This window comes from Pseudomonas sp. COR18 (genome assembly GCF_048568395.1).
Lineage (GTDB): Bacteria > Pseudomonadota > Gammaproteobacteria > Pseudomonadales > Pseudomonadaceae > Aquipseudomonas > Aquipseudomonas fuscovaginae_B.
Genome location: NZ_CP183808.1, coordinates 4,230,298 through 4,249,981, shown reverse-complemented (window position 1 = coordinate 4,249,981; position 19,684 = coordinate 4,230,298). Strand labels below are relative to the sequence as shown.

Sequence of the window (19,684 nt, the reverse complement as noted above, 5' to 3'; positions counted from 1 at the left end):
CCACCCTTAGTAAGTCCGGACTTTAGGCTCGAAAGCCGGTACGGTTTTTGGCGAGAAGTTAACAGCACGTTTGGCAACGCGTTTCTCACCCGGGAAGTACAGGGTGTGGCACAGCCAGTTTTCGTCATCGCGATCTTCGAAGTCTTCACGGGCGTGGGCACCGCGGGACTCCTTGCGCACTTCGGCAGCGATGGCGGTGGCTTCGGCCACTTCCAGCAGGTTCTGCAGTTCCAGCGCCTCGATACGGGCGGTGTTGAACGCCTGCGACTTGTCGTTGATCTTGACGTTGGCGATACGCTCGCGCAGTTGGGCCAGCTGGGCGATACCCTTCTGCATGTATTCGCCAGTACGGAATACACCGAAGTAGTTCTGCATGCAGCTTTGCAGCTCGCGACGCAGGGTTGCCACGTCCTCGCCTTCGGTGCGCGCGTTCAGCGCGGACAGACGGGCCAGGGCCGCGTTGATGTCGGCTTCGGTGGCGTCGTCGTATTCGATGCCGTCGGTCAGCGCCTTCTCCAGGTGCAGGCCGGCCGCGCGACCGAAGACCACCAGGTCGAGCAGCGAGTTGCCGCCCAGGCGGTTGGCACCGTGAACCGATACGCAAGCCACTTCACCCACTGCGAACAGGCCAGGGATGATGGTGTCTTCGCCGTCGGCGTTCTGGGTGATGGCCTGACCGTGGATGTTGGTGGCAACGCCGCCCATCATGTAGTGGCAGGTTGGAACGACCGGCACCGGGGCAACGACCGGGTCGACGTGGGCGAAGGTCTTGGACAGCTCGCAGATGCCTGGCAGGCGGCTGTGCAGCACTTCCTCGCCGAGGTGGTCGAGCTTGAGCATCACGTGGTCGCCGTTCGGACCGCAACCGTTGCCGGCGATGATTTCCTTCACCATCGAGCGGGCAACCACGTCGCGACCAGCCAGGTCCTTCGCGTTCGGCGCATAACGCTCCATGAAGCGCTCGCCGTGCTTGTTGATCAGGTAACCACCTTCACCGCGGCAACCTTCGGTGACCAGCACACCGGCGCCGGCGATGCCGGTCGGGTGGAACTGCCACATTTCGATGTCCTGCACCGGTACGCCAGCACGCAGGGCCATGCCGACACCGTCACCGGTGTTGATCAGGGCGTTGGTGGTGGAGGCGTAGATACGACCGGCACCGCCGGTGGCCAGAACGGTGGCCTTGGAACGGATGTAGCTGGTTTCGCCGGTCTCGATGCAGATGGCGATCACACCGACGAACGCGCCGTCCTGGTTCTTCACCAGGTCAACGGCATAATACTCGTTCAGGAAGGTGGTACCGGCTTTCAGGTTACCCTGGTACAGGGTGTGCAGCAGGGCGTGACCGGTACGGTCGGAGGCCGCGCAGGTACGTGCCGCCTGGCCGCCCTTGCCGAAGTCCTTGGACTGGCCACCGAACGGACGCTGGTAGATGCGGCCGGATTCGGTACGCGAGAACGGCAGGCCCATGTGGTCCAGCTCGAATACCGCAGCCGGGCCTTCCTGACACATGTACTCGATAGCGTCCTGGTCACCGATGTAGTCGGAACCCTTGACGGTATCGTACATGTGCCAGCGCCAGTCGTCGTTCGGGTCGGCCGAAGCGATGGCGCAAGTGATACCGCCCTGGGCGGATACGGTGTGCGAACGGGTCGGGAACACCTTGGTGATCACAGCCGTCTTGTGACCGCCCTGAGCCAGCTGCAGCGCGGCACGCATGCCTGCGCCGCCGCCGCCGATGATGATGGCGTCGAAAGAAATCGTTGGAATGTTAGCCATGAATCAGATACCCCAGAGAATCTGCACACCCCAGACGAAGTACGCGAACATTGCCACGCCGCATACCACCTGGAAAAGGAAACGCACTACAGTCGCGGACTTGCCGAACGCCATCGGCGTCAGGTAGTCGGTCGCGATGGTCCACATGCCGACCCAGGCGTGAGCGCCCAGGGCCACCAGGGCCAGCAAGCTGAAGATGCGCATCCAGCCGTGAGAGAACAGCTCATGCCATTGGGCGTAGCCCAGGCCTGGGTTGACGACGATGTATCCGATCAGAAACAGAAAATAAGCCGCGAGAACGACCGCCGACACACGCTGTGCCATCCAGTCATAGAGGCCCGAACGCGAGAGGTTCGTGACGTTGGTTACCATATCCAAACTCCTGCCAGAACGATTACCACCACGGAAACGGCGATAACGATTTTCGAGCCCAGCTTGCCGCCTTCCAGCGTCTCACCGATGCCCATGTCCATGATCAGATGGCGCACACCGGCGACCAGGTGATACAGCAAGGCGGACAGGATGCCCCAAATCACTAGCTTGGCTAGCGGACTGGTCAGACACGCTTTCACCTGACCGAAGCCTTCCTCGGAGCTCAGCGACTTGTCCAATGCGTAGAGCATGATGGCCAGGCTGACAAAGAGGATGACACCGGAGATACGGTGAAGGATGGACGTGTAAGCAGTGACTGGGAGTTTGATGGTCCTTAGGTCTAGGTTTACAGGTCGTTGGCTTTTCACGGCTTTTTTCACACTGAAGAGCCCCTAACAATCAGGGCAAAGTTGTTGGGCAAGTGCACTGGTCAGGTACCCACCACCCAGGGAGTGACGACCCCCAATAAATCGGGCCCAAAAGCCCATGGCGGTCGGACGCCGAGTATAGACAGTTAGGCTACTAATGACAACGCAAAGGACTACCCCTAAGGGTGCATTGCGTTAACCGGATAAAAGGCGTAAATAGCCGTCAATTTCGAGGAAAAGCGCCGTTCAAAGCCCTATGCCGTAAGACTTTTGGCAAATTGACTTTCGAATTTATCTCACTATAGTGGTGCGGGCCCTGCGTGGGGGGCCTGTCAGATGATTTCAAGCATAAATAGGAGGCCACATGGCTGACAAAAAAGCGCAGTTGATCATCGAGGGCGCAGCCCCCGTCGAGCTGCCCATTTTAACCGGCACCGTTGGTCCCGATGTAATCGACGTGCGGGGCCTGACGGCCACGGGCCGGTTCACATTCGACCCTGGCTTCATGTCGACCGCGTCCTGCGAGTCGAAGATCACCTATATCGACGGCGATAACGGCATTTTGTTGCATCGTGGCTACCCGATCGAGCAACTGGCCGAGAAATCCGACTACCTGGAAACCTGCTATCTGCTGCTCAACGGCGAACTGCCGACCGCAGAGCAGAAAGCCAAGTTCGTCAGTAATGTGAAGAACCACACCATGGTTCACGAGCAGTTGAAGAGCTTCTTCAACGGCTTCCGTCGCGACGCCCACCCGATGGCCGTCATGTGCGGCGTGGTCGGTGCCCTGTCGGCCTTCTACCACGACTCCCTGGACATCAATAACCCCCAGCACCGCGAGATCTCGGCGGTCCGCCTGGTGGCCAAGATGCCGACCCTGGCAGCGATGGTCTACAAGTACTCCATGGGCCAACCCATGATGTACCCGCGCAACGACCTGTCGTACGCGGAAAACTTCCTGCACATGATGTTCAACACCCCGTGCGAGATCAAACCGATCAGCCCGGTACTCGCCAAGGCCATGGACCGGATCTTCATCCTCCACGCCGACCACGAGCAGAACGCCTCGACCTCCACCGTGCGCCTGGCCGGTTCCTCGGGTGCCAACCCGTTCGCCTGTATCGCCGCCGGTATCGCCGCACTGTGGGGCCCTGCCCACGGCGGTGCGAACGAAGCGGTACTGACCATGCTCGATGAAATCGGCGATGTCTCGAACATCGACAAGTTCATCGCCAAGGCCAAGGACAAGAACGACCCGTTCAAGCTGATGGGCTTCGGTCACCGCGTCTACAAGAACCGCGACCCGCGCGCCACCGTGATGAAGCAGACCTGCGACGAAGTGTTGAAGGAACTGGGCATCACCAACGATCCGCAGCTGGAACTGGCCATGCGCCTGGAAGAGATCGCCCTGACCGATCCGTACTTCATCGAGCGCTCGCTGTACCCGAACGTCGACTTCTACTCGGGGATCATCCTCAAGGCGATCGGCATTCCAACCAGCATGTTCACCGTGATCTTCGCCCTGGCGCGGACCGTCGGCTGGATCTCCCACTGGAAGGAAATGCTCTCCAGCCCGTACAAGATCGGCCGTCCACGCCAGCTGTACACCGGCTACGAGTCGCGTGACATCACCAAACTGGAAGACCGCAAGTAAGGTTTGCCTCGCGTAACACCTTTGCCACACCGGAAACGGCCTCTACCCAGAGGCCGTTTTCATTTGTGTCATCGTGATCGACGTTGCCTGGACTGGCGTATTCGCGGGCAAGCCCTGCTCCTACAAGGATCGTGTCGATCCGAGTATCCATGGACGACTGAAACCTGTAGGAGCAGGGCTTGCCCGCGAATGCGCCCTCCCGGCGGCCCCTCTCCAATAAAATAAAAATGCCCCGGTCTCTCGACCGGGGCACTGGCTTGTTCGCTACTTATATATAGAAGCCTATACAACCCCTCAGTGGGAAACCGCCCCGCTCGCTCCCAGGCCGGTCTGCGAACGCACGAACTGCGGGAGGAACAACGCCCGCTCGTTTTCAGCCGCGGTCGACTTGTCGGTGATGGAGAAGAACCAGATCCCGATGAAGGCAATGATCATCGAGAACAGCGCCGGATACTCGTAGGGGAAAATCGCCTTTTCATGATGCAGGATCTGCACCCAGATGGTTGGGCCAAGAACCATCAGCCCGACCGCACTGATCAGCCCCATCCAGCCACCGATCATCGCCCCGCGGGTGGTCAGCTTCTTCCAGTACATCGAAAGCAGCAGCACCGGGAAGTTGCAACTGGCGGCAATGGAGAACGCCAGCCCGACCATGAACGCGATGTTCTGGTTCTCGAACAGGATGCCCAGGCCGATCGCCAGCACGCCAAGCGCGACAGTGGTGATCTTCGAGACGCGGATCTCGTCCTTCTCGTTGGCCTTGCCCTTGCGGAAAACGCTGGCGTACAGGTCATGGGACACCGCCGAGGCGCCAGCCAGGGTCAGGCCAGCCACCACCGCGAGAATCGTCGCGAAAGCCACCGCCGAGATGAATCCGAGGAACACGCTGCCACCCACGGCGTTGGCCAGGTGCACAGCCGCCATGTTGTTGCCGCCCAGCAGGGCCCCTGCCGCATCCTTGAACGCCGGATTGGTGCTGACCAGCAGGATCGCGCCAAAACCGATGATGAAGGTCAGGATGTAGAAATAGCCGATGAAGCCGGTGGCGTACAGGACGCTCTTGCGCGCTTCCTTGGCATCGCTCACGGTGAAGAAGCGCATCAGGATGTGCGGCAGGCCGGCGGTACCGAACATCAGCGCCAGGCCCAGGGAGAACGCCGAGATCGGGTCTTTCACCAGGCCGCCCGGGCTCATGATCGCCTCACCCTTGGGGTGAACCTTGACCGCCTCGGAGAACAGCGTGTTGAAGTCGAAATTGACATGCTTCATCACCATCAGCGCCATGAACGAGGCGCCCGACAGCAACAGCACGGCCTTGATGATCTGCACCCAGGTGGTCGCCAGCATGCCGCCGAACAGCACATACAGGCACATCAGGATGCCCACCAGGATCACCGCCACATGGTAGTCCAGGCCGAACAGGAGCTGGATCAGCTTGCCGGCACCCACCATCTGGGCGATCAGGTAGAACGCCACCACCACCAGCGAACCGCAGGCCGACAGCGAGCGGATCTGGGTTTGCCCGAGACGGTAGGACGCCACGTCGGCAAAGGTGTACTTGCCCAGGTTGCGCAGACGCTCGGCGATCAGGAACAGAATGATCGGCCAGCCCACCAGGAAGCCGATCGAGTAGATCAGGCCATCGTAGCCGGAGGTGAACACCAGCGCGGAAATCCCCAGGAACGAGGCTGCCGACATGTAGTCGCCGGCGATCGCCAGGCCGTTCTGGAAACCGGTGATCTTGCCGCCGGCCGCGTAGTAGTCGGCCGCCGACTTGTTGCGCTTGGACGCCCAGTAGGTGATACACAGGGTGGCACCGACGAATGCGATGAACATCACGATCGCCGGGATATTGAGGGGTTGCTTGTGCACTTCGCCCGTCAGCGCATCGGCTGCCCAGAGGGCGGGGGCGAAGGCCGTCAGGCCCAGGGCCGCGGATAGACGCCGGATCATTGCTGGGCCTCCTTGAGGACTTCATTGTTCAGGTCGTCGAATTCGCCGTTGGCGCGACGCACGTAGATGGCGGTCAGGACGAAAGCCGAGACGATCAGGCCGATACCCAGGGGTATGCCCCAGGTGATCGACGACGTCGGACTGAGCTTGGCGCCCAGAACCTGAGGTCCATACGCAATCAGAAGAATGAAAGCCGAATACAGGCCAAGCATGATCGCCGAGAGAATCCAGGCGAACCGTTCCCTTTTCCTGACCAGCTCCTTGAAGCGCGGGCTGTTCTGGATCGAGAGGTAAATGCTGTCGTTCATTGTTTTTATCCTCGCAGCACAGATGAGATGAAACATTTTTCACTTTAGGCGGCTCTGGAGCCGAAACCAGACGACCTTAGTATTAGAACGACATTAGTTCAGTTGCGCGGTTTCAGCCTGTGCGCGACAAATGTTCAACGAGCGGAAACGCGAAGGCCGCCGGGCGAAAACGCCAGGCGGCCTCGGATACTGCGATTTAGAGCCTTCGGGGAATTACTTGGTCCACTCGCTGACGCGATCCGGGTGCTTGGCCACCCAATCCTTGGCCGCCGCTTCAGGCTTGGCGCCATCCTGGATCGCCAGCATGACTTCGCCGATCTCGTCCTTGGAGGCCCACTGGAAGTTCTTCAGGAACGCCGCCACTTCCGGCGCCTTCTTTTCCAGTTCCTTGCTGCCGATGCTGTTGACGGTCTCCGCCGCGCCATACACGCCCTTGGGGTCTTCGAGGAAGCGCAGTTTCCACTTGGCGAACATCCAGTGCGGCACCCAGCCGGTGACGGCAATCGATTCGTTCTTCTCTTCGGCACGGGTCAGTTCGGCAATCATCGCCGCACCCGAACTGGCCTGCAGCTTGTAGCCATCGAGCGCGTAGTCCTTGATGGCCTGCTCGGTCTTGAGCATCACACCGGAACCGGCATCGATACCGACGATCTTCTTCTTGAAGCTCTCGTCGGTCTTCAGGTCACCGATGGTCTTGGCCTTGACGTACTCCGGCACGATCAGACCGATCTTGGCATCCTTGAAGTTGGGACCGTAGTCGACCACCTTGTCCTTATTCTTGGCCCAGTATTCACCATGGGTCACCGGCAGCCAGGCGGAAAGCATCGCATCGAGCTTGCCGGTGGCAACCCCCTGCCACATGATCCCGGTGGCGACAGCCTGCAGCTTCACGTCGTAACCCAGCTTCTGCTTGATCACCTCGGCAGCCACGTTGGTGGTGGCAACACTGTCGGACCAGCCGTCGACGTAACCGATGGTCACGGTCTTGGTTTCGGCACTGGCCAGGTTGGAGCTGATGGCAAGTACCAGAGCGGCACCTGCGCCTAAGAGTCGTCGCATTTTCATCGTTACTTCCCCGAAAGTGCTGCGCCCGACGGATGCCGGGCGGCATCAACGTGTAGTTATGGTGCACGGCGCCCCCTTCACGCCTCACGGCCAAACCCATCCGATCATCAGCGGAGTACTGATACTCCGATCATCAACCCACTCAGGCGACCAACCTGATCCGACAGCGACCTCAAGGCAGCGAGAAGCGACATCAGAAAGCCAGCAATCACTCAGTTGGGAATACACCTCATCCAGTTGCTGCAGACTTTGCATGACAAAATACTGCGCGAGCCCAAGGCCAGAGTATTTCCGGGTAATATGCGCGGCTTTGCCCTCAGACAGCCCGACCATGCCCGCCAACGCCCGCTTTCCGCTATTGCCCTATCTGTTTGCCTGCCTGCTGGGCCTCCTGGCCCTCTGCGGGTTCTGGTATGGCTTTGGCCAGCCGGTGATCCTGCCGGATGCCGCAACGCCGACGCACAAGCTGCAATGCGCGTCCTACACGCCGTTCGACAAGGACCAATCGCCGTTCGACCAGCCGTTCAAGCCGCGCCTTGCGCGCATGGATGCCGACCTGGCCCTGCTGTCGACCCGCTTCGAATGCATCCGCACCTATTCCATGACCGGCCTCGAAGCCCTGCCGGAACTGGCGCGCAAGCATGGCCTGAAAATGATGATCGGTGCCTGGGTCAACAGCAACCCGGTGGACACCGAGAAGGAAGTCGACGCGCTGATCGCCTCGGCCAACGCCAATGCCGACGTGGTCACGGCGGTGATCGTCGGCAACGAGACCCTGCTGCGCAAGGAAGTGACCGCGGCGCAACTGGTGAGGCTGATCCACAAGGTCAAGGCCCATGTGAAGCAGCCGGTGACCTATGCCGATGTCTGGGAGTTCTGGCTCAGCCATCCGGATGTCGCACCGGCGGTGGACTTCCTGACCATCCACCTGCTGCCGTACTGGGAGGACGATCCGGCGGGGATCGAGGCGGCCATCGACCATGTGGCGCAGATCCGCCGGACCTTCGGCAACCGTTTCGCGCCCAAGGACATCCTGATCGGCGAAACCGGCTGGCCGAGTGAAGGCCGCCAGCGGGAGACCGCCCTGCCGAGCCGGGTCAACGAAGCCCGCTTCATTCGCGGCTTCGTCAACCTGGCCGAACAGAACGGCTGGCACTACAACCTGATCGAAGCCTTCGACCAACCGTGGAAACGCGGCAGCGAAGGCGCGGTCGGTGGCTACTGGGGCCTGTTCGACGCCGACCGCCAGGACAAGGGCATACTCGCAGGGCCGGTGTCGAACCTGCCGTACTGGCCACAATGGCTGGCATTCGGTGCCGCGGTGTTCGTCGCCACCCTGCTGATCGGCGGGCGAGTACGCAGTCGTCGTGATGCCCTGCTCCTGCCTCTGCTTGGCGCGCTGGCCGCCTGCTCCATCGGCGCCTGGGGCGAACTGGCGCGAGTGACCAGCCGCGATACTGGCGAATGGCTCTGGGCCGGACTGTTGGTGGGCCTGAACCTGCTGGTACTGGCCCACGCGGCCTTGGCCCTGGGCGAGCGCTCGGGCTGGCGCCAGGGCGTCTTTGCCTGGTTGGAGCGTCGTGCCGGCTGGCTGCTGGTCGGCACCGGCTTCGCCGGGGCGGTGATGATGCTGGAATTGGCGCTGGACCCGCGCTATCGCAGCTTCCCGAGCGCGGCACTGCTGCTACCGGCACTGGCGTTCCTGATGCGCCCGGTCCGCGCGCCCCGGGGAGAAACCGCCCTGCTGGCCTTCATCATCGGTGCCGGTATCGTGCCGCAGCTGTATCGCGAAGGCCTGCAAAACCCGCAGGCCTGGGGCTGGGCGCTGGTCAGCGTGCTGATGGTCGCCGCGCTGTGGCGCAGCCTGCGGGTTCGCCGCTGACTTTCATATGAGTCGCTGCTGAGCGGTGGGAGCCGGCTTGCGGGCTCCCCGTTGCAGCCAGCCCCTAGGCCGCCCGCACCAGCCTCAGGCCAGCGATCACCACCGCAAACACCGCCAGGCTGGTATTGTACAGCGCCAGCGCCGGAAACCCGACCAGCAGCGCCAGCACCGCCAGCCCCCAACCGACCCGGCGCGGCAGCACGAATGCCAGCGCCGCCGCCCCCAGGGCAGTCCAGCCCAGTACCTTGAAGTGAATCAGCCAACCCAGGTTCGATCGCGCCTGGCATTCCCAGCGCAGCGCCTCATCGACACAGATGCCGACCCACTGGCCATCCTCCATCAACCCGTAACGCACGCCATAACTGGCAGCCAGCCACAGCGGCAGAACGAGAAGCAGCAGAATCAGCGGCAAACGACGGGACATGAACGGCTCCGATAGGCGAAAACGGCGCCCAGCATAATCGCCGAGGCGCTGCTTGCAAGCTTTAACAACGGTTAACTGGTCAGCGAACTGCGGCAAAGTGTATCGTCTGTGGGCTATTGTCTGGATGAATGCCGCGCGACTGCATTATTTCGTCGTCGGACATGGCACTTCGGCAGTACCCCAGTGGTCATAGCCTGCGACTCCCATTCAGCATCGCCTTTTAAAGGATGTAGTCATGCTCCGTTCCCTGCGTCTCGCCACTTTTGTCGGCGGTCTCATTCTGAGTGCGTCCGCGCTGGCGGTCGATGTCGACGCCGCCAGCTATGGCTACCCGTTGACCAACCCGTTCGAAGCGACCATCGCCACCACCCCGCCGGACCTGCGTCCGGAGTTGCCCGACGACGATGACATCGACCAGTCCGACTACAGCGTGCAACTGCGTCCGGAACGCGAGTTCATCCTCCCGGACAACTTCTGGGCGGTGAAGAAACTCACCTATCGAGTCGCCCGCCAGGACCACGCGGCACCGCTGATCTTCCTGATCGCCGGCACCGGCGCACGTTATGACAGCAGCCTCAACGAATACCTGAAGAAGCTCTACTACAAGGCCGGCTACCACGTGGTGCAGCTGTCGTCGCCCACCAGCTTCGACTTCATGAGCGCCGCCTCGCGCTTCGCCACCCCGGGCATCACCAAGGAAGATGCCGAGGACATGTACCGGGTGATGCAGGCCGTGCGTGCGCAGAACCCGAAACTGCCGGTCACCGACTACTACCTCAGCGGCTACAGCCTGGGGGCGCTGGATGCGGCGTTCGTCAGCAAGCTGGATGAAACCCGGCGCAGCTTCAACTTCAAGAAGGTGCTGCTGCTCAATCCACCGGTCAACCTCTATACCTCCATCACCAACCTCGACAAGCTGGTGCAGACCGAGGTCAAGGGCATCAACAACAGCACCACCTTCTATGAACTGGTGCTGGCCAAGCTGACCCGCTACTTCCAGCAGAAGGGCTACATCGACCTCAACGACGCCCTGCTCTACGACTTCCAGCAGTCCAAACAGCACCTGACCAACGAGCAGATGGCGATGCTGATCGGTACCTCCTTCCGCTTCTCGGCGGCCGATATCGCCTTCACCTCCGACCTGATCAACCGCCGCGGACTGATCACGCCGCCCAAGTACCCGATCACCGAGGGCACCAGCCTGACGCCGATGCTCAAGCGCGCCCTGCAGTGCGACTTCGACTGCTACCTGACCGACCAGGTGATTCCGATGTGGCGCGCCCGTACCGACGGCGGCAGCCTGCTGCAACTGATCGACCAGGTCAGCCTCTACGCCCTCAAGGATTACCTGCACGACAGCCCGAAAATCGCCGTGATGCACAACGCCGACGACGTCATCCTCGGCCCTGGCGACCTGGGCTTCCTGCGCAGCACCTTCGGCAATCGCCTGACCGTCTATCCCCATGGCGGCCACTGCGGCAACCTCAATTACCGCGTCAACGCCGACGCCATGCTGGAGTTCTTCCGTGGCTAAACATCTGATGCTTATCGCCGCCCTGCTCTGCGCCGGCTACGCCCAGGCCGACAACAGCAAGGCCCACGACCCGGTCGTACCCGATGCGGACGGTTTCACCGAGCCGCTGAAAAAACTCAAGTTCAACCCGGGGCTGGACCAGCGTGAATTCGAACGTTCGACGCTCAACGCGCTGAACGTCTACGACCCGCTGGAGTCGTGGAACCGTCGCGTCTATCACTTCAACTACCGCTTCGACCAGTGGGTGTTCCTGCCGGTGGTCGACGGCTACCGCTACATCACCCCGGGCTTCGTGCGCAGTGGCGTGAGCAACTTCTTCAGCAACCTGGGAGACGTGCCCAACCTGCTCAACAGCCTGCTCCAGCTCAAGGGCAAGCGCTCGCTGGAAACCACCGGGCGCCTGCTGCTCAACACCACCATCGGCATCGCCGGCCTGTGGGACCCGGCGACCAAAATGGGCCTGCCGCGCCAGACCGAGGACTTCGGCCAGACACTGGGCTTCTACGGAGTGCCGGGCGGCGCCTACCTGGTACTGCCGTTCTTCGGTCCCTCGAACCTGCGTGACACCGGCGGCCTGGTGTTCGATTTCGCGGCGGAATCGCAGATCAACTTCCTCAACGTCTCCGAGACCAGCGAGAACCATCCGGAGATCTACGCCCTGCGCGCCATCGACAAGCGCTATACCACCAGCTTCCGCTATGGCCAGTTGAACTCGCCGTTCGAGTACGAGAAGGTACGCTACGTCTATACCGAGGCGCGCAAGCTGCAGATCGCCGAGTAGGCCGGGAACCCATGGAGGATGGTGGGGGAGCCGGCCCCCACAAAAAGCAGCGCAAACCATAAGGATTGAGAGATGTACAGCCTGATCGCCTCCGACCTCGACGGCACCCTGCTGCTTCCGAACGACAGGATCGGTGAGTATTCTCGCTCGGTGCTCGACCAACTGGTCGAGTCCGGTCGCCATGTGGTGATTGCTACCGGACGCAGCCGCCCCGAGGTCGAAGCGATCCTGCACGATTACCCGCTGCCGGTACACCTGATCACCTCCAACGGTGCCTGCATCACCAGCGCCTGCAAAAGCCTGGTCGCCTGCGAGTACCTGGACGAAGACGTGGTGCGCACCCTGCTCGACGCCACGCAGGGAACTGTGGGCCTGATGATCAACGCCTACTGCGACTCCCGCTGGATCACCAACGCCGATCGCGCCCTGCTCGCCACCTTCACCCTGCAGGATAATTTTGCGCCGACCATCCTCGCGGCCAGGGAATTTCCATTGCAGGGTGTCGAGAAGCTCTTCTTTATCCACCCGGGGCGTGACCACGAGGCCTTGGTGGCGCTCGACACGCGACTCAAGGCCCTGCTCGGCAACACCGTGCACAGCACCTTTTCATCACCCTTCTGCCTGGAGTTCATGGCCAGCACGGTGTCCAAGGGCAATGCACTGAAGCGACTCGCCGAGTTCCTGGACATCCCCCTGAGCCGCTGCATCGCCTTCGGTGACGGCATGAACGACGTGGAAATGCTCACGATCGCCGGCAAGGGCCTGGTCATGGGCACGGCGCACCACAAGGTGACAGAGGCGCTGCCCGGACACGAAACCATCGGTGCCTGCACCGAGGAGGCGGTGGCCCGCTACCTGGCGATCAACCTGCTGGGCTGAGCCGACGACAGAAGATCAGCCGCCATCGATCGGGTCAACTGGCCGAGGCTGTCTGCAACATCACCGCATGGGGCAAACCGAGGAAATGGCACAACTCATCGCGCTTGGCCAACGCGTCACGGCGGCCCAGCTCGATCAGTTCGCTGCAGTAACCCGCCTCGAACAACAGATAGCTGAGCACTCCGGCGCCACTGGTGCGGGTCGCGCCCGGGCCACGCAGGAAGGTGCGCAGCGCCGGTGGCAGTTCATGTCGATGACGGGCGGCGATCTCGTCCAGTGGCCGGCTGGGCGCGATCACCAGCACATCCACCGGTGCCAACCCCAGGCTGCGCGGCTGGTGAGGCGGCAGCATCCGGCTGAACTGGTTCAGGCGCTGCAACAGCTCGATGTCGCTTTCCAGGCTGTCGATGAAGGTACTGTTGAGCATGTGCCCACTGATCTGCGCCAGGCTCGGCTGCTGGCCGGTGTAGGTACGCTCCACCGCGGCCCGGGTGTCGAGACCACGGGAATTGCCGCTGACCCCGACCACCAGTACCCGGCTGGCGCCCAGGTGCAACGCCGGACTGATCGGCGCCGACTGGCGCACCGCACCGTCGCCGAAATACTCGTGGTCCAGCTTGACCGGGGCGAACAGCAAGGGAATGGCCGAGCTGGCCAGCAGATGATCGACCGTCAACTCGGTCGGCACGCCGATGCGCCGGTGACGCAGCCAGGAATCGATGGCGCCCTTGCCCTGGTAGAAGGTCACTGCCTGCCCCGACTCGTAGCCGAAGGCCGTCACCGCCACCGCACGCAATTGGTGATGCTCGATGGCCTGCTCGATACCCGGCAGATGGATTTTCTCGTTGAGCAGATCGCGCAGCGGCGAACTGTTGAGCAGGGCCACCGGCACCTGTGAGCCCAGGCCAAGCAGGCTGTGGCCGAAAAACCGCGCAGCCTGGTGAATCACCCCGGGCCAGTCGCTACGCAGTACCCGATGGCTGCGAAAGTTCTGCCAGAACGCGCTGAGACGCTCGATGGCCGCGGTGAAGTTCATCGCCCCACTGGCGAGACTGACCGCATTGATCGCTCCGGCCGAAGTACCGACGATCACCGGAAACGGGTTGCTCGCCCCCGGCGGCAGCAGTTCGGCAATGGCCGCCAATACCCCCACCTGATACGCGGCTCGTGCGCCCCCTCCCGAGAGAATAAGGCCGGTAACCGGTTCAGTTGGACTCATCGCGACACTCCGTCAGTCAGCTAGCTACCTGATACACCAGGCCCTTCCCCGACAGCAAGGGGCTGCTCCGGTTTATCATCGCTTTTTGTCGTAGAGTCGTGGTTCTCCCGCCGGCCGGCTCTTGAACCGGCGGTGCGTCCACAGGTACTGCTCGGGGCAGGCCCGCAGCGAAACCTCGACCCAGCGGTTGATCCGCAGGCAATCGGCCTCCTCGGACTCAGCCGGGAAATCCTCCAGCGGCGGATGGATCACCAGCCGGTAACCGCTGCCGTCAGCCAGGCGCTCCTGGGTGAACGGCACCACCAGCGCCTTGCCCAGGCGGGCGAATTTGCTGGTCGCAGTGACGGTCGCCGCCTGAATGCCGAACAGCGGCACGAAGATGCTCTGCTTGATCCCGTAGTCCTGGTCGGGGGCGTACCAGATCGCCCGACCGGAACGCAGCAGCTTGAGCATGCCACGCACGTCGTCACGTTCCACCGCCAGGGAATCGAGGTTGTGCCGCTCGCGCCCACGGCGCTGGATGAAGTCGAACAGCGCATTGCCGTGCTCGCGATACATGCCATCGATGGTGTGCTGCTGGCCGAGCAGAGCCGCACCGATTTCCAGGGTGGTGAAATGAAGCGCCATGAGGATCACGCCCTTGCCTTCGCGCTGGGCCTGCAGCAGATGCTCGAGGCCCTCGACATGGGCCAGGCGCGCCAGGCGCGGCTTGGCCCACCACCAGCTCATGGCCATTTCAAAGAAGGCGATGCCGGTGGACGCGAAGTTTTCCTTGAGCAGACGGGTGCGCTCGGCGGCGCCCTTTTCCGGGAAACACAGCTCCAGGTTGCGCGCGGCGATGCGCCGGCGCTCGCCGGCCACCCGGTACATGGCCAGCCCCAGCACACGGCCGATGCGCAACAGGACACAGTAGGGCAATTGGACGATCAGCCAGAGCAGCCCCAGCCCCAACCAGAGCAGCCAGTAGCGTGGATGAAGAAAAGCGGCTTGAAAACGGGGGCGATCCATTAATGATTCCGGGCAGACACAGGGTCGCGCATTCTACAACGGTTCGGCGCGGCTTGCGGGGCGCGGGCGTTCTCGTTATAAGTCTCGGCACTTTTAGCGACAAGCCACGTTATGCCGACCATGAGCCAAACCGAACCGCTAGACCAGGATCCCGTGTTCCAGCTGAAGGGCAGCATGCTCGCCATTACGGTGCTGGAACTGGCGCAGAACAACCTCGAAGCCCTCGACCGCCAACTGGCGGCCAAGGTCGTCCAGGCGCCGAACTTCTTCAGCAATACCCCGCTGGTGCTGGCCCTGGACAAACTTCCCGCCGACCAGGGTGCCATCGACCTGCCCGGGCTGATGCGCGTCTGCCGCCAGCACGGCCTGCGGACCCTGGCAATCCGCGCCAACCGTATCGAAGACATCGCCGCCGCGATCGCCATTGACCTGCCCGTGCTGCCGCCGTCCGGTGCCCGCGAGCGGCCGGTCGATCCGACCGAAGGCGAAGTGAAGAAAGTACCGGAAAAACCACCGGAGCCGACCATCCAGCCAACCCGGATCATCACCACCCCGGTGCGCGGCGGCCAGCAGGTCTACGCCAAGGGCGGCGACCTGGTGGTGGTCTCTTCCGTCAGCCCCGGCGCGGAACTTATGGCCGATGGCAACATCCATGTTTACGGACCTATGCGTGGTCGTGCAATGGCGGGTGTCAAGGGCGACACCAAGGCACGAATTTTCTGCCAGCAACTGAGCGCCGAACTGGTGTCGATTGCCGGCCACTACAAGGTTTCCGAGGATCTGCGTCGTGATCCGCTGTGGGGGTCGGGCGTTCAGATCAGCTTGTCCGGCGATGTGTTGAACATCATCCGTCTTTAACGGATACTTGCCGCCATTTCCGAAATGTCGCCTTCTTCGTAGCGAAAATGGCTTAAAGGGCTTAGGAAAACACGAAATGTAAAAATTACCACCGGTACTTTAAACATTTCGCCGCTTCCCGGCTCAAGCCATACGACTACAGTTGTTTTTCAGCGACGTTCTTCAGGGGCTAAAACAGAGTCCTTTTTCCTTAGGGGTGAAACACCTTGGCCAAGATTCTCGTGGTTACATCCGGCAAGGGTGGTGTGGGTAAGACCACCACCAGCGCCGCCATCGGTACCGGCCTCGCGCTGCGCGGCCACAAGACAGTGATCGTCGACTTCGACGTCGGCCTGCGTAACCTCGACCTGATCATGGGCTGCGAGCGCCGCGTGGTGTACGACTTCGTCAACGTCGTGAACGGCGAAGCCAACCTGCAGCAGGCCCTGATCAAGGACAAGCGCCTGGAAAACCTGTACGTGCTGGCAGCCAGCCAGACCCGTGACAAGGATGCGCTGACCAAGGAAGGCGTGGAAAAGGTCCTGATGGAACTCAAGGAAAGCTTCGAGTTCGTGGTCTGCGACTCCCCGGCCGGCATCGAGACCGGTGCCCACCTGGCCATGTACTTCGCCGACGAGGCGATCGTCGTGACCAACCCGGAAGTCTCCTCGGTCCGTGACTCCGACCGCATGCTCGGCCTGCTGGCCAGCAAGTCGCGTCGTGCCGAACAGGGCGGCGAGCCGATCAAGGAACACCTGCTGCTGACCCGCTACAACCCGGAGCGCGTGAGCAAAGGCGAAATGCTTGGCGTCGAGGACGTCAAGGAAATCCTGGCCGTGACCCTGCTGGGCGTCATCCCCGAATCCCAGGCGGTGCTCAAGGCATCCAACCAGGGCGTACCGGTCATCCTCGACGACCAGAGCGATGCTGGCCAGGCCTACAGCGATGCGGTTGACCGCCTGCTGGGCAAGACCGTCGAGCATCGTTTCCTCGATGCACAGAAGAAGGGATTCTTCGAGCGCCTGTTTGGAGGCAACTAAGCAATGAACCTTTTTGACTTCTTTCGTGCCAGCAAAAAAGTAAGCACCGCGTCGGTCGCGAAAGAGCGTCTGCAGATCATTGTGGCGCACGAACGCGGCCAACGCAGCACCCCGGACTACTTGCCCGCCCTGCAGCAGGAGCTGGTCGAAGTGATCCGCAAGTACGTCAATATCGGGTCCGATGACGTGCACGTCGCCCTGGAGAACCAGGGCAGCTGCTCGATCCTGGAACTCAATATCACCCTGCCTGATCGCTGATCGATCCGGCCGGCGCCACGGCGGCCCGGTGATGTTCACACACAACGCTGTTGTGGGAGCCGGCTCCTGCAAGGCGCGCGGTGTGAGCAGCATCGGGCCGCCGTTGGCGTTTGTTACGAGACTGTTTCAATGCCGCTGTCGAATATCCGCATCATCCATCAGGACGCCGCCGTGCTGGTGGTGGACAAGCCGACCCTGCTGCTCTCCGTCCCGGGCCGCGCCGATGACAACAAGGATTGCCTGATCACCCGCCTGCAGGAAAACGGTTATCCGGAAGCCCTGATCGTTCACCGGCTGGACTGGGAAACCTCGGGCATCATCCTGCTGGCCCGCGACCCCGATACCCATCGCGAACTGTCGCGCCAGTTCCATGACCGGGAAACCGAGAAAGCCTATACCGCGCTCTGCTGGGGCCAGCCGGAACTGGACAGCGGCAGCATCGACCTGCCGTTGCGCTACGACCCGCCGACCAAGCCCCGGCATGTGGTCGATCACGAGTTTGGCAAGCATGCCCTGACCTTCTGGAAAGTGCTGGAGCGCCATGCCGACTGGTCCCGGGTGGAACTGACGCCGATCACCGGGCGCTCGCATCAGTTGCGGGTACACATGCTGTCCATCGGTCATCCGCTGCTCGGTGACGGCCTGTATGCCCACCCGCAGGCCCTGGCGGCCTGGCCACGGCTGTGCCTGCATGCCAGCATGCTGAGCTTCACCCACCCGCAAAGCGGCGAGCGCCTGCGCTTCGAGTGCCCGGCGCCGTTCTGAATCGCGTCGTGCAAGGCTCCTGCGCTCGACATCGATTCCTGAGTGTAGCTCGCTCTTGTAGGAGCCCGGCTTGCCGGCGAATGCGTCCTTGAGGCCGCCAAAGGCTTCGCGGGCAAGCCACGCTCCTACAAAGATACGGTAAACTCCCGACACTGCTGTCTGGAGCCACTTATGCGCGAAGAGTTGAACCAAGGCCTGATCGACTTCCTCAAGGCCTCCCCCACCCCCTTTCATGCCACCGCCAGCCTGGTCAAGCGCCTGGAGGCAGCGGGTTATCAGCGTCTCGATGAGCGTGAAACCTGGCACACCACGGCCGGCGGTCGCTACTACGTCACCCGCAACGACTCTTCCATCATCGCCATCAAGCTCGGCGAAAACGCGCCGCTGCAATCGGGTATCCGCATGGTCGGTGCCCATACCGACAGCCCGTGCCTGCGGGTCAAGCCGCAACCCGAACTGCAGCGCCAGGGTTTCTGGCAACTGGGTGTCGAAGTCTACGGCGGCGCCCTGCTAGCGCCGTGGTTCGACCGCGACCTGTCCCTGGCCGGTCGTGTCACCTTCCGTCGCGACGGCAAGGTCGAAAGCCAACTGATCGACTTCAAGGCGCCGATCGCGACCATTCCCAACCTGGCCATTCACCTCAACCGTGAAGCCAACCAGGGCTGGGCGATCAACCCGCAGAACGAGCTGCCTCCGATCCTGGCCCAGTTCGCCGGCGACGAGCGCGTGGACTTCCGCGCCGTGCTCACCGACCAGTTGGCCCGTGAACACGACCTCAGCGCCGACGTGGTGCTCGATTACGAGCTGAGCTTCTACGACACCCAGAGCGCAGCCGTGATCGGTCTCAACGGCGACTTCATCGCCGGTGCCCGCCTGGACAACCTGCTGTCCTGCTACGCCGGGCTGCAGGCGCTGCTCAGCGCCGACAGCGATGAAACCTGCATCCTGGTCTGCAACGACCACGAGGAAGTCGGCTCCTGCTCCGCCTGCGGTGCCGACGGCCCGATGCTCGAACAGACCCTGCGCCGCCTCCTGCCGGATGGCGAGGACTATGTGCGCACGATCCAGAAATCGCTGCTGGTCTCGGCGGACAACGCCCATGGCGTACACCCCAACTATGCCGAGAAGCACGACGCCAACCATGGCCCGAAACTCAACGCCGGGCCAGTGATCAAGGTCAACAACAACCAGCGCTACGCCACCAACAGCGAAACCGCCGGTTTCTTCCGTCACCTGTGCATGTCCGAGGAAGTCCCGGTGCAAAGCTTCGTGGTGCGCAGCGACATGGGCTGCGGCTCGACCATCGGCCCGATCACCGCCAGCCACCTGGGCGTGCGTACCGTGGATATCGGCCTGCCGACCTTCGCCATGCACTCGATCCGCGAACTGGCGGGCAGCCATGACCTGGCCCACCTGGTGAAGGTCCTGAGCGCGTTCTACGCCAGCCCCGAACTGCCCTGAGCCCTGCGCTCTCGCAGGAAAGAGCAGCAGCGGGAACACACCTGGCTGAGGGAGGGCTTGCCCGCGAAGCTTCTGGCGCACGCCAGACCCGCTTCGC

At 62.2% G+C, this 19,684-nt stretch carries 19 protein-coding genes; 10 read left to right on the top strand and 9 right to left on the bottom strand.

Annotated elements, in window-relative coordinates; all coding sequences use genetic code 11:
- Nucleotides 1-6 precede the first annotated feature (6 nt).
- Genes sdhA through sdhC form a run of 3 tightly spaced genes read right to left on the bottom strand, consistent with a single transcriptional unit; the run spans nt 7 to nt 2,531 of the window.
- Complete coding sequence (sdhA, locus tag ACM62G_RS19655) at nt 7-1,779, bottom strand: succinate dehydrogenase flavoprotein subunit (RefSeq protein ID WP_054057169.1); 1,773 nt, start codon at nt 1,777-1,779, stop codon at nt 7-9.
- A 3-nt stretch (nt 1,780-1,782) separates the two neighbouring features.
- Nucleotides 1,783-2,151 carry a succinate dehydrogenase, hydrophobic membrane anchor protein gene (gene sdhD, locus ACM62G_RS19650; RefSeq protein WP_054057170.1) on the bottom strand — a complete coding sequence of 123 codons (369 nt, stop codon included), beginning with the start codon at nt 2,149-2,151 and terminating at the stop codon, nt 1,783-1,785.
- Entirely contained in the window at nt 2,145-2,531 is a 387-nt protein-coding gene (gene sdhC, locus ACM62G_RS19645; RefSeq protein WP_177057650.1) for a succinate dehydrogenase, cytochrome b556 subunit, read from the bottom strand. The genes sdhD and sdhC overlap by 7 nt, the downstream gene beginning before the upstream one ends.
- Nucleotides 2,532-2,883: 352 nt before the next feature.
- On the opposite strand from sdhC, the gene gltA reads away from it, so the two are divergent.
- Nucleotides 2,884-4,173 (top strand): citrate synthase, encoded by a 1,290-nt coding sequence (gene gltA / locus ACM62G_RS19640; RefSeq protein ID WP_054057171.1) that lies wholly within the window; start codon nt 2,884-2,886, stop codon nt 4,171-4,173.
- 294 nt (nt 4,174-4,467) lie between these two features.
- Here the strand turns inward: gltA and ACM62G_RS19635 are convergent, their stop codons facing one another.
- The 3 genes from ACM62G_RS19635 to ACM62G_RS19625 form a co-directional block, all read right to left on the bottom strand.
- On the bottom strand, nt 4,468-6,126 hold the full coding sequence (locus tag ACM62G_RS19635) for a cation acetate symporter (protein ID WP_419735368.1): 1,659 nt from the start codon (nt 6,124-6,126) through the stop codon (nt 4,468-4,470).
- Complete coding sequence (locus tag ACM62G_RS19630; RefSeq protein ID WP_017904749.1) at nt 6,123-6,434, bottom strand: DUF485 domain-containing protein; 312 nt, start codon at nt 6,432-6,434, stop codon at nt 6,123-6,125. Before ACM62G_RS19630 ends, ACM62G_RS19635 begins: the two co-directional genes overlap by 4 nt.
- Before the next feature lie 213 nt (nt 6,435-6,647).
- Nucleotides 6,648-7,499, bottom strand: coding sequence for a glycine betaine ABC transporter substrate-binding protein (locus ACM62G_RS19625; protein ID WP_054057173.1), 852 nt, complete (start codon nt 7,497-7,499; stop codon nt 6,648-6,650).
- 331 nt (nt 7,500-7,830) lie between these two features.
- Here ACM62G_RS19625 and ACM62G_RS19620 point away from each other — a divergent pair, with 331 nt between their 5' ends.
- Nucleotides 7,831-9,381 carry a beta (1-6) glucans synthase gene (locus ACM62G_RS19620; RefSeq protein WP_419735367.1) on the top strand — a complete coding sequence of 517 codons (1,551 nt, stop codon included), beginning with the start codon at nt 7,831-7,833 and terminating at the stop codon, nt 9,379-9,381.
- 64 nt (nt 9,382-9,445) lie between these two features.
- Here the strand turns inward: ACM62G_RS19620 and ACM62G_RS19615 are convergent, their stop codons facing one another.
- Entirely contained in the window at nt 9,446-9,805 is a 360-nt protein-coding gene (locus ACM62G_RS19615; RefSeq protein WP_054057176.1) for a hypothetical protein, read from the bottom strand.
- A gap of 235 nt (nt 9,806-10,040) precedes the next feature.
- Between ACM62G_RS19615 and ACM62G_RS19610 the strand changes: the two genes are divergently transcribed.
- From ACM62G_RS19610 to ACM62G_RS19600, 3 genes are all read left to right on the top strand, one after another.
- Nucleotides 10,041-11,339, top strand: coding sequence for a serine/threonine protein kinase (locus ACM62G_RS19610; RefSeq protein ID WP_054057177.1), 1,299 nt, complete (start codon nt 10,041-10,043; stop codon nt 11,337-11,339).
- Nucleotides 11,332-12,120, top strand: coding sequence for a VacJ family lipoprotein (locus ACM62G_RS19605; protein WP_026145286.1), 789 nt, complete (start codon nt 11,332-11,334; stop codon nt 12,118-12,120). Before ACM62G_RS19610 ends, ACM62G_RS19605 begins: the two co-directional genes overlap by 8 nt.
- A gap of 72 nt (nt 12,121-12,192) precedes the next feature.
- Entirely contained in the window at nt 12,193-12,999 is an 807-nt protein-coding gene (locus ACM62G_RS19600; RefSeq protein ID WP_273826077.1) for a Cof-type HAD-IIB family hydrolase, read from the top strand.
- 34 nt (nt 13,000-13,033) lie between these two features.
- Here ACM62G_RS19600 and ACM62G_RS19595 read toward each other — a convergent pair whose 3' ends face one another.
- Entirely contained in the window at nt 13,034-14,218 is a 1,185-nt protein-coding gene (locus ACM62G_RS19595) for a patatin-like phospholipase family protein (RefSeq protein WP_054057180.1), read from the bottom strand.
- 75 nt (nt 14,219-14,293) lie between these two features.
- The gene (locus ACM62G_RS19590; protein WP_419735366.1) at nt 14,294-15,226 is read right to left on the bottom strand and encodes a lipid A biosynthesis lauroyl acyltransferase; all 933 of its coding nucleotides are present in this window, start codon (nt 15,224-15,226) and stop codon (nt 14,294-14,296) included.
- 120 nt (nt 15,227-15,346) lie between these two features.
- Here ACM62G_RS19590 and minC point away from each other — a divergent pair, with 120 nt between their 5' ends.
- From minC to ACM62G_RS19565, 5 genes are all read left to right on the top strand, one after another.
- Nucleotides 15,347-16,084, top strand: coding sequence for a septum site-determining protein MinC (gene minC, locus ACM62G_RS19585; RefSeq protein ID WP_054057210.1), 738 nt, complete (start codon nt 15,347-15,349; stop codon nt 16,082-16,084).
- Between the two features lie 206 nt (nt 16,085-16,290).
- The gene (gene minD / locus ACM62G_RS19580) at nt 16,291-17,103 is read left to right on the top strand and encodes a septum site-determining protein MinD (protein ID WP_017904738.1); all 813 of its coding nucleotides are present in this window, start codon (nt 16,291-16,293) and stop codon (nt 17,101-17,103) included.
- 3 nt (nt 17,104-17,106) lie between these two features.
- Nucleotides 17,107-17,361: a cell division topological specificity factor MinE gene (minE, locus tag ACM62G_RS19575; protein WP_010449114.1), complete on the top strand. Its 255-nt coding sequence runs from the start codon at nt 17,107-17,109 to the stop codon at nt 17,359-17,361.
- A 129-nt stretch (nt 17,362-17,490) separates the two neighbouring features.
- The gene (locus ACM62G_RS19570) at nt 17,491-18,126 is read left to right on the top strand and encodes an RluA family pseudouridine synthase (RefSeq protein ID WP_419735365.1); all 636 of its coding nucleotides are present in this window, start codon (nt 17,491-17,493) and stop codon (nt 18,124-18,126) included.
- A 171-nt stretch (nt 18,127-18,297) separates the two neighbouring features.
- Nucleotides 18,298-19,587 (top strand): M18 family aminopeptidase, encoded by a 1,290-nt coding sequence (locus tag ACM62G_RS19565; RefSeq protein ID WP_273826079.1) that lies wholly within the window; start codon nt 18,298-18,300, stop codon nt 19,585-19,587.
- The last annotated feature ends 97 nt before the right edge of the window (nt 19,588-19,684 follow it).

Bases quoted from the DNA above. Each gene is read 5' to 3' on its own strand.
- ACM62G_RS19610 (WP_054057177.1), top strand. From the start codon at position 10,041: ATGCTCCGTTCCCTGCGTCTCGCCACTTTTGTCGGCGGTCTCATTCTG.
- minE (WP_010449114.1), top strand. From the start codon at position 17,107: ATGAACCTTTTTGACTTCTTTCGTGCCAGCAAAAAAGTAAGCACCGCG.
- ACM62G_RS19590 (WP_419735366.1), bottom strand. From the start codon at position 15,226: ATGGATCGCCCCCGTTTTCAAGCCGCTTTTCTTCATCCACGCTACTGG.
- ACM62G_RS19620 (WP_419735367.1), top strand. From the start codon at position 7,831: ATGCCCGCCAACGCCCGCTTTCCGCTATTGCCCTATCTGTTTGCCTGC.
- ACM62G_RS19595 (WP_054057180.1), bottom strand. From the start codon at position 14,218: ATGAGTCCAACTGAACCGGTTACCGGCCTTATTCTCTCGGGAGGGGGC.
- ACM62G_RS19635 (WP_419735368.1), bottom strand. From the start codon at position 6,126: ATGATCCGGCGTCTATCCGCGGCCCTGGGCCTGACGGCCTTCGCCCCC.
- ACM62G_RS19615 (WP_054057176.1), bottom strand. From the start codon at position 9,805: ATGTCCCGTCGTTTGCCGCTGATTCTGCTGCTTCTCGTTCTGCCGCTG.
- sdhA (WP_054057169.1), bottom strand. From the start codon at position 1,779: ATGGCTAACATTCCAACGATTTCTTTCGACGCCATCATCATCGGCGGC.
- ACM62G_RS19625 (WP_054057173.1), bottom strand. From the start codon at position 7,499: ATGAAAATGCGACGACTCTTAGGCGCAGGTGCCGCTCTGGTACTTGCC.
- sdhD (WP_054057170.1), bottom strand. From the start codon at position 2,151: ATGGTAACCAACGTCACGAACCTCTCGCGTTCGGGCCTCTATGACTGG.
- minC (WP_054057210.1), top strand. From the start codon at position 15,347: ATGAGCCAAACCGAACCGCTAGACCAGGATCCCGTGTTCCAGCTGAAG.
- ACM62G_RS19565 (WP_273826079.1), top strand. From the start codon at position 18,298: ATGCGCGAAGAGTTGAACCAAGGCCTGATCGACTTCCTCAAGGCCTCC.
- ACM62G_RS19600 (WP_273826077.1), top strand. From the start codon at position 12,193: ATGTACAGCCTGATCGCCTCCGACCTCGACGGCACCCTGCTGCTTCCG.
- ACM62G_RS19570 (WP_419735365.1), top strand. From the start codon at position 17,491: ATGCCGCTGTCGAATATCCGCATCATCCATCAGGACGCCGCCGTGCTG.
- ACM62G_RS19630 (WP_017904749.1), bottom strand. From the start codon at position 6,434: ATGAACGACAGCATTTACCTCTCGATCCAGAACAGCCCGCGCTTCAAG.
- gltA (WP_054057171.1), top strand. From the start codon at position 2,884: ATGGCTGACAAAAAAGCGCAGTTGATCATCGAGGGCGCAGCCCCCGTC.